The organism is Ancylothrix sp. D3o (assembly GCF_025370775.1).
GTDB lineage: Bacteria > Cyanobacteriota > Cyanobacteriia > Cyanobacteriales > Oscillatoriaceae > Ancylothrix.
The window spans coordinates 1-7,117 of the sequence record NZ_JAMXEX010000062.1; the positions used below are offsets into that span (position 1 = coordinate 1).

The following is a 7,117-nucleotide window of genomic DNA, read 5'->3' on the forward strand; positions in this document are numbered from 1 at the left end:
ACCCCGGAGACACTTAAAAAAGAATTTGATGCCGGCCATTTAAACGGACAAGTTATAGCGGATGTAACTTTGAAGGGGAATTATTCGACAATGAAGGTGGAGATAAACCCTCAGACAATTAGTTTCCCTCAAGAGTGGACAAGACGACGAGATATTGAACCACCCCAAGATGACAAGTTTAACAGTAGTGTTGAGAAACTAGGACGAGAGATCGCTCATTCCATGTTTGGAAGGGAGGATTTAACGACTAAGGTTAATACTACCTTGCTTAAAGATGGTGAACCCGTTAGTGTGCCGGCCTATCAATTAACATTTGATTATCTCAAACACCGGGATGTTAAAGCGTTTTTAGATAAAAATAGTATCCCACATCTGGAAGTAAATCCGAATAACCCTGAAATTAATACTGAAACTGCTCGCGGTTATCGGGTGGTTCGTATTCCCTGTGAATGTATGGAGAATGATCCTAAATTTGAAAATGTAAAGAAGGCTTTAAATGCCAAGCTAATTGATTCAGCATCCGCTAACCCAGAGATATCTTCCCCTTACCACCAGAAATTAGCAGAAACTAAACCCATTACTCCAGAATTTGTTAAGTTAATAAAGTCTAGTTTTCCTGAACATAAACCTGGAAAAATAGAGGAACTTCCCCAGACAATAAAGAAGGAATCATTATCATCTAAAAGATTTACTCCGCTGCCTACTGTGCCGGCACACAAAGGCAAACCAAATTTTGCAGAGTTTTCCAGAAAACCAGAGCCACAACCGCAACCACAGCCAGAACCAACGCCGATAGTAGGAACCATTACCCCACCAAAAGAATTGGCAGCCAAGTTAAGGGGTGGTCGTTTAAATGCTGAAGGAGCCGGTGTACTTTCCACCGCTGCTGATGCCGGGACTCAGGAACCGGTTACACCAACAGCCACGCAAACAGTCACACCAACGCCCAATGCAGCCGTCAGTGTAACCAAATTGTCCACCCAAAAACCAAGGTTAGGCAATTCCCCACCGGCACCCACAGCAACAGCCAAATCAACCATTCCACCGGCACCGACCCCCCCACCGACATCCCTTGCCAGTACACCGACACCAGCAGAAACAGCCAAATCAACCAGAACACAGAACACTATGGCCACTCCAGCTTCACAAGAATCACCCACCCCCCCACCGGCACCCAGTCACAGTAAACCGGCATCGCAGACCACTACACCGGCGCCCACAAATACACTCTCTCCAAATCAACCGACCACACCGGCACCCACAAATACCCAGATCACAGCCAATACAGAGACAACCCCCGAACCGAAAACAACTGAACCACCCGCATATCAACAAAAACCCTGGGAAAATATGTTAACGAGTTTAGCTTTAAATGCCCTCAAGAAAGAGGGACAAGAAATCATACCCGGTATCAACCATGCTTCCTTTTTCCAAGGCAGATTATCTGCTTTTAATTACACTGACCCCGCCACCGGCAAAGACACCATCAAAATTACATCTAATGCTTCAAACGATACTATCTACCATAAATGTCGTGGTGAAGCTCCAATTGTGGAGAATCTCACTAATTCTCAAAAACAATACCTTTCTGCTCTGTACCAACATTTCTCGCAACAGTTAGAGGGTTCTATTAGTCGTTGAACATATACAAGGGTTTAACAATTAAATCAATCTGTGGGGTTACAAAACATACAGCGCTAAGCGCTAGTTTGGTGATGAATAAAAGGAGACAATTATGTCTGTCAATTCGTGTTTATTGATTGGTCGGTTAGGCCAAGAACCACAGACCAAAACATTTGCTGGTGGAAGCCAAGTTACCGAATTTTCTCTGGCTGTAAAACGCTTAGGCAGAGAAACCCCAGACTGGTTTAATATCCAAGCATGGGGTAAAACCTCTGATATTGCTGGTAAATACCTCCGCAAAGGTGCTCAAGTGGCTGTTGCTGGTAATTTGAAGTTTGACCAGTGGCCAGATAAAACCACCGGCGACACTCGTTGGAAACCTGTTGTCGTTTGTAATGAGATTGAACTTCTGGGTAACACCGGCTCAACTGAAACTTCGGATGTTTCCTCAGATGATGACGATGATTTCTAAATTAAATTAATCACATAAATCAAAGCAGCCATCGTGCTGTTTTTTTTATTATAACTAAGGCGCGATGCGCTGATTATACGAAAAAAATTAGGGTAAAATAAAATGAACAGGTTTTTGTTATCAATCAAACTTGTGGAAGTTATCGAATCTCCCGACGGTGCGACCGGCATTGCTTTAATGAAATATCAGGGTAGCCAAAAATCAACATCTACCAAAGGTATTTATTACGCTGGTCAAAATAAAAATGTGTCGGATACCCTACTAAAAGCTGGTGTGGGAGGAACCCTCGTCTGCACCGGCAATATGGAATGTTGTCAAACCAACAACAGAAGCACCGACTTACTCTTCCATATTTGGGAAGCGCAAATAATCAAAAGTACAGTTCCCACCAATGGTGCCGGTGCACCCCAAACTTCAGCAGAACCAACCATCCCTCCGACTTCAGCAGAAGCAATCATCCCTCCGACTTCAGCAGAAGCAATAATTCCACAAAATTCAACTTATCAAACGCCATCTGGCGAAGTAGTGCCATTTGAGCTTGTTCCGTTTTAAGCCAATCCCAATCTCATTACCACCTGAAAAAGTGAGGAAACCCCTCGCTTTTTTATTTTTAGTTTACGTTCAGGAATCAAAGTATGCAATTAAAATCAATTACACTGCATGATACCCTCGAAGAAACACTTTTGATTTTGCCTCAACATTGGTTAATTATCCCAGTTGGATATAATAAACGACCGTTGGGTTATAATTGGCCATCTAGGGCAATGCCGGTGGAGAAGTTTATCTCGGAATTAGGCAAGTTTAACTCAATTCCAATTCTCACTAAAACTGGGGATTTAAAACGAATATACCCACCCGGTATTGGATTACTCACCGGCCCGAATTCTCAAGAAATTCTGATTGCTGTTGATATTGATGGGAAAAGTGCCGAGCGAAAATTAGAGGAGATTTCTGGTGACAATATCCCGCCCACTGTTAGTTTTACATCAGGCCGGCCACACCGAAGACAGTTATTATTTAGTGCTCAGTTGGGGATGGAATTACGGTCACAGAAAATCCCAACAGGAATAGAGGAAGGATTAGAATTGCGGACGAAGAATTTGCAATCTGTTTTACCACCGTCCCCCCATCCCATCACTGGTTGTTATAAATGGGTGGCCGGTCTTTCGCCTAGAGATATTGAAGTTGCACCGGCACCATATTGGCTACTCGATCTTTTATGCCAACCAGTCAATCAGAACAAACCAGCAAATTTAGTTAAGTTTCAGCGGCCAACTGAGCGACACGCGACCAGCCATACTACCACCGGCGATCCTCAGTACAGCAAGTACACCGGGTACACCACCGACACCTCGACCACCGCTGGATACATCAGGTACACCGGCCTCTCCAAGACGACCAACCTTTCCACCACCGGATACACCGGCCTCTCCAAGACGACCGACTTTTCCACCACCGGGTGCACCGGCCTCTCCAAGACGACCGACTTTTCCACCACCGGGTGCACCGATCATCCCCAGTACACCGGCCACAGCACAATTCAGAATAACAGCATAAGAACTGCTAGATTTCTGCTAACACAAATTCATCCAAAATATGCGGATGATTACGATTGGTGGATTAAAGTAGGAATGGCACTCAAATTTATTAGTCCATCCCTGTTAGAAGATTGGGATAAGTGGAGTCGGCTTTCTCCTAAATATAAGGCCGGTGAATGTGATTATAAATGGCATTCATTTAATGGTCGGGGGATTACAGACCGCACTTTATACTGGTTAGCCCGTCAATTTTAAAACTGCTGGTATGGGGGTGGGGTGCTTGGTTGCGCTACGCGCATTGGTGTTGAACCCACACCCCCAATAATTTATGGCTACCCTCAATGAACTATCAGAACAACTGGAATTAGCGGCAGCAATTATTGAGTCTGACCCTACCCCAGAAAATCAACGATTAGCCCAGGGAATTGTTGATGAGATTATTCCCCAGATTGAATCTAAAATTGATGCTTACACCAGTGTCATCAAATCCAAACTAGAACTGGCAGAAACCAGAAAACAACGTGCTAAAAGTATTATGGAACTTGCCTGTTCTGCTGAGAAGACAGCGTACTGGTTAAAGCAAAATCTCCAAAGCTTTCTTGAGCAACGAGTTGAACAATTGGGAGAAAAAGGTAAACGGTTAGAAGGCATTGAAAGTGCTGTTACCCTCTGTAAAGCCGGTGGTAAGGTGCCGGTGCAACTTCCTGCGGATCTACTACCAGATGATGTACCAGAAGAATTCCGCAAAGTAATTGTTGATATTGACACCGAAGCTTTAAAAGAAGCTTGCCGCAATTCTAAGACCGGCACTATCTCCCACAACAACAAAATTATTGCTGCGGTAAAGGAACGCAGTAATTATCTACGAATCAAATAATACCATTTTTGCCCACCAACATAACAAGAAGCGCTGATTATCAAGGCGCTTTTTGTTTCATCCTACTTAACAAGGTTATGGATATCACCCCTCAAACAATGGTTCTAAAGATGGTGAGCTATATCGAGGTTAAAGAGGGATATCAAACTTATCTCCACAGTGCCGACGGTAGCATCATCACCTACTCTCTTCTCCCCTCCAAAGAAGCTCTCGAACTAGCACAACAATCCTGTAAAGATGCCGGGTGGCGTTTCACTAATGCTACCAGTATTGTCAAGACTTTTAGGAAACAAAGCAGATGAAACAACTTACTTTATGGAATGGGGAAAGCGGTTGTCCCACTATCCCCAACCCGCGAATTGCCAATAAATTACGGGAGTTAGCGGACAATTTAACCCCCCAGATAAATCGGCTAATTGATTCTAGTATTAGCAACCAAAGGCCCACTGCTCGCAGAATCAAAATTGCCGAATCTATGAGGTCAGAAGGTAAACAATTGCAGCACGTTCAAGCTGCTTTATTGTACCTTGCTTCTCTACATGAATCAGGGAAAGTACCACCCATACTGGAGAATATACGCACCAGAAAAGCAGTTGAATTTTTCATCAGAAATTCTGGTTATTCTCCTGATAAACTCATCTCCCATTATAGAGATGAACTTGCTAGTTGGGGGATTGAAACAACTTCTGAATTCGTTGAGGCAGTTAATATCCTCAATAGCATGAAAGTACCAGAGGATACAACTACCAACAAAATACGACAATTGGAGAATGAATTAGTTGGTCGCAAAATTGAGGAGTTTTTTCCTACACCCCCTTTGGTAGTAGAAAGAATGCTCTCCATTGCTCAACTTAAACCAGGAATGCGTGTCCTTGAACCATCTGCCGGTAATGGGGCAATTGCTGAAGCTATTGCTAGTAAGATTGACGGTTCACCAGATGTTATTGAGATTAATTCTACTCTCCGGGAAATTCTGAGGTTGAAAAATCTAAATCTTGTAGGTTCTGATTTCTTGGAATTTCAGCCAACCATCCTCTATGATGCTGTGCTATTAAATCCGCCGTTTAGTGAAGAAATCAGCCATATCCAGAAGGCTTATCAGTGCCGGCATAAACAGGGGATTTTGGTAAGTGTCGCCAGCACTAAGGTTTTGTTTCGCTCTACTACCAAATACCAAGCTTTTAAAAGTTGGCTCAATAAAGTAGGTGCTGAAATAGAGGAACTCCCTGATGGTTCTTTCACCAAATCACGAATCCGTACCACTGAAGTTGCTACCATTCTCATCACCATTAAACCCCAATGAAAATCATTGTCCAAGCTAATCCACCACTGACATTGTGGGATTGTCCTGAATTTCCACCCGATAACGTCTGTGTCAAGGTAATAAGAGAGGCGGTTGTCAACAGTAGTCACATCGTAATTGAACAAGCTCACGACACCATTTATTCCGGGGAATCAGAAGAAATCGACTCGGACGAATACGATTACTATCTGTACGGCCCGCAGCGCTGGTAATTAAGCCTTAATACGACTGGTTGAATAATGGGGTTGGAAATCCCCCTTTCCAACCCTAGTTTATAATACCAAACAAACTGGAACAACTAACGATGAACCAATCCGAACTATTAGACAAATTAACTTCTGCTTTACCTATTCATCTTTATGGGGTCGGAGTAGCCAAATCATTCCAACATCTCTGCCATGAAATTGAGGACGGGGAAACTCAAATTATATGGGAGAATTCCCGACCTCTTCGCGTCGTACAAATTGCTTTTGTTGAAATATTTTCTCACGACGGCAAAACTTTAGTTGAAGACCGGCAAGAGTTTACAGATGGCCGTATCCGTCGCCGGGGGTTTAGGGGAATCTCTGAAAAACTTAAACCTTCTGAAGATAGTTTAGATGGGGCTAAACGTGGAATCATTGAGGAACTTGGGTTAAACCCAGAATCACTTAAACTAGAATTTGTTGGGATGGATATTCGGGAAAAGGAAAGTGGTTCTTATCCTGGTTTAATGACACGGTACACTAAGTTTCATTATAAGACCGAAATCCCTCTCGAAATGTACCAAGACCAATACATTGAGAACTGTTCAGATGGCATTAAAACCTTTTTTGTCTGGGAGTAACAGTTTATCAAACATAAGTGATATTGGTGCCGGTGTGCCAAATTGTCAAAGAGGATAGTAATGGGCAAAATTGTTAAGTTTTCCGCAGTCCACCGGCATAAGTTGTCGAATTAGCCAATATCTGACTCCAAAGGCTATCTGGTGTCAAGCGATCTGCCAGGAGCTTACTGCTCATTTCAGTTCGCACCAGTTCCGCTCCCCAGATGCTGGAAGGCTTACAGTCTAAGGATATCCTGTTCGTAGGAGATTTTGCCCAGTACAAGAATGTAGCCATCATTTACAGCTTCTTGTGGTTTGCCAGAAGGCCAATAAAATAAAGCAACCATCCTCTGATGCCACCGGCCCCAAAGGAGCGCACCGGCCCCTACAGACCTTCTGGCAGTACAGACTTTCTAGCAGCCGTTGGTCTCTACTACAACCCCCGTTCTAACATAGCGGAGGGTTCTTTCTGTTATAAAGCTGTACTAAAAATTTGAAG

The 7,117-nt window shown here is 43.5% G+C and carries 8 protein-coding genes and 1 pseudogene; all 9 read left to right on the forward strand.

What is annotated here, in order from left to right:
• Window positions 1–1,641, forward strand: a pseudogene (locus tag NG798_RS26425) (hypothetical protein); the annotation flags it as partial.
• 94 nt (window positions 1,642–1,735) lie between these two features.
• Window positions 1,736–2,095: a single-stranded DNA-binding protein gene (gene ssb / locus NG798_RS26430; RefSeq protein WP_261226712.1), complete on the forward strand. Its 360-nt coding sequence runs from the start codon at window positions 1,736–1,738 to the stop codon at window positions 2,093–2,095.
• A gap of 102 nt (window positions 2,096–2,197) precedes the next feature.
• Window positions 2,198–2,647, forward strand: coding sequence for a hypothetical protein (locus NG798_RS26435; RefSeq protein ID WP_261226713.1), 450 nt, complete (start codon window positions 2,198–2,200; stop codon window positions 2,645–2,647).
• Window positions 2,648–2,730: 83 nt separating this feature from the next.
• Window positions 2,731–3,888 carry a PriCT-2 domain-containing protein gene (locus NG798_RS26440; protein ID WP_261226714.1) on the forward strand — a complete coding sequence of 386 codons (1,158 nt, stop codon included), beginning with the start codon at window positions 2,731–2,733 and terminating at the stop codon, window positions 3,886–3,888.
• Between the two features lie 73 nt (window positions 3,889–3,961).
• Entirely contained in the window at window positions 3,962–4,510 is a 549-nt protein-coding gene (locus NG798_RS26445) for a siphovirus Gp157 family protein (protein WP_261226715.1), read from the forward strand.
• A gap of 77 nt (window positions 4,511–4,587) precedes the next feature.
• The gene (locus NG798_RS26450; RefSeq protein ID WP_261226716.1) at window positions 4,588–4,812 is read left to right on the forward strand and encodes a hypothetical protein; all 225 of its coding nucleotides are present in this window, start codon (window positions 4,588–4,590) and stop codon (window positions 4,810–4,812) included.
• On the forward strand, window positions 4,809–5,813 hold the full coding sequence (locus tag NG798_RS26455; RefSeq protein WP_261226717.1) for a class I SAM-dependent methyltransferase: 1,005 nt from the start codon (window positions 4,809–4,811) through the stop codon (window positions 5,811–5,813). Before NG798_RS26450 ends, NG798_RS26455 begins: the two co-directional genes overlap by 4 nt.
• A 32-nt stretch (window positions 5,814–5,845) precedes the next feature.
• Window positions 5,846–6,025: a hypothetical protein gene (locus tag NG798_RS26460; RefSeq protein ID WP_261226718.1), complete on the forward strand. Its 180-nt coding sequence runs from the start codon at window positions 5,846–5,848 to the stop codon at window positions 6,023–6,025.
• A gap of 92 nt (window positions 6,026–6,117) precedes the next feature.
• Window positions 6,118–6,639, forward strand: a complete 522-nt coding sequence (locus NG798_RS26465) for a hypothetical protein (protein WP_261226719.1) — start codon at window positions 6,118–6,120, stop codon at window positions 6,637–6,639.
• Window positions 6,640–7,117 lie beyond the last annotated feature (478 nt).

Bases quoted from the DNA above. Each gene is read 5' to 3' on its own strand.
- NG798_RS26440 (WP_261226714.1), top strand. From the start codon at position 2,731: ATGCAATTAAAATCAATTACACTGCATGATACCCTCGAAGAAACACTT.
- NG798_RS26435 (WP_261226713.1), top strand. From the start codon at position 2,198: ATGAACAGGTTTTTGTTATCAATCAAACTTGTGGAAGTTATCGAATCT.
- NG798_RS26445 (WP_261226715.1), top strand. From the start codon at position 3,962: ATGGCTACCCTCAATGAACTATCAGAACAACTGGAATTAGCGGCAGCA.
- NG798_RS26455 (WP_261226717.1), top strand. From the start codon at position 4,809: ATGAAACAACTTACTTTATGGAATGGGGAAAGCGGTTGTCCCACTATC.
- NG798_RS26450 (WP_261226716.1), top strand. From the start codon at position 4,588: ATGGATATCACCCCTCAAACAATGGTTCTAAAGATGGTGAGCTATATC.
- ssb (WP_261226712.1), top strand. From the start codon at position 1,736: ATGTCTGTCAATTCGTGTTTATTGATTGGTCGGTTAGGCCAAGAACCA.
- NG798_RS26465 (WP_261226719.1), top strand. From the start codon at position 6,118: ATGAACCAATCCGAACTATTAGACAAATTAACTTCTGCTTTACCTATT.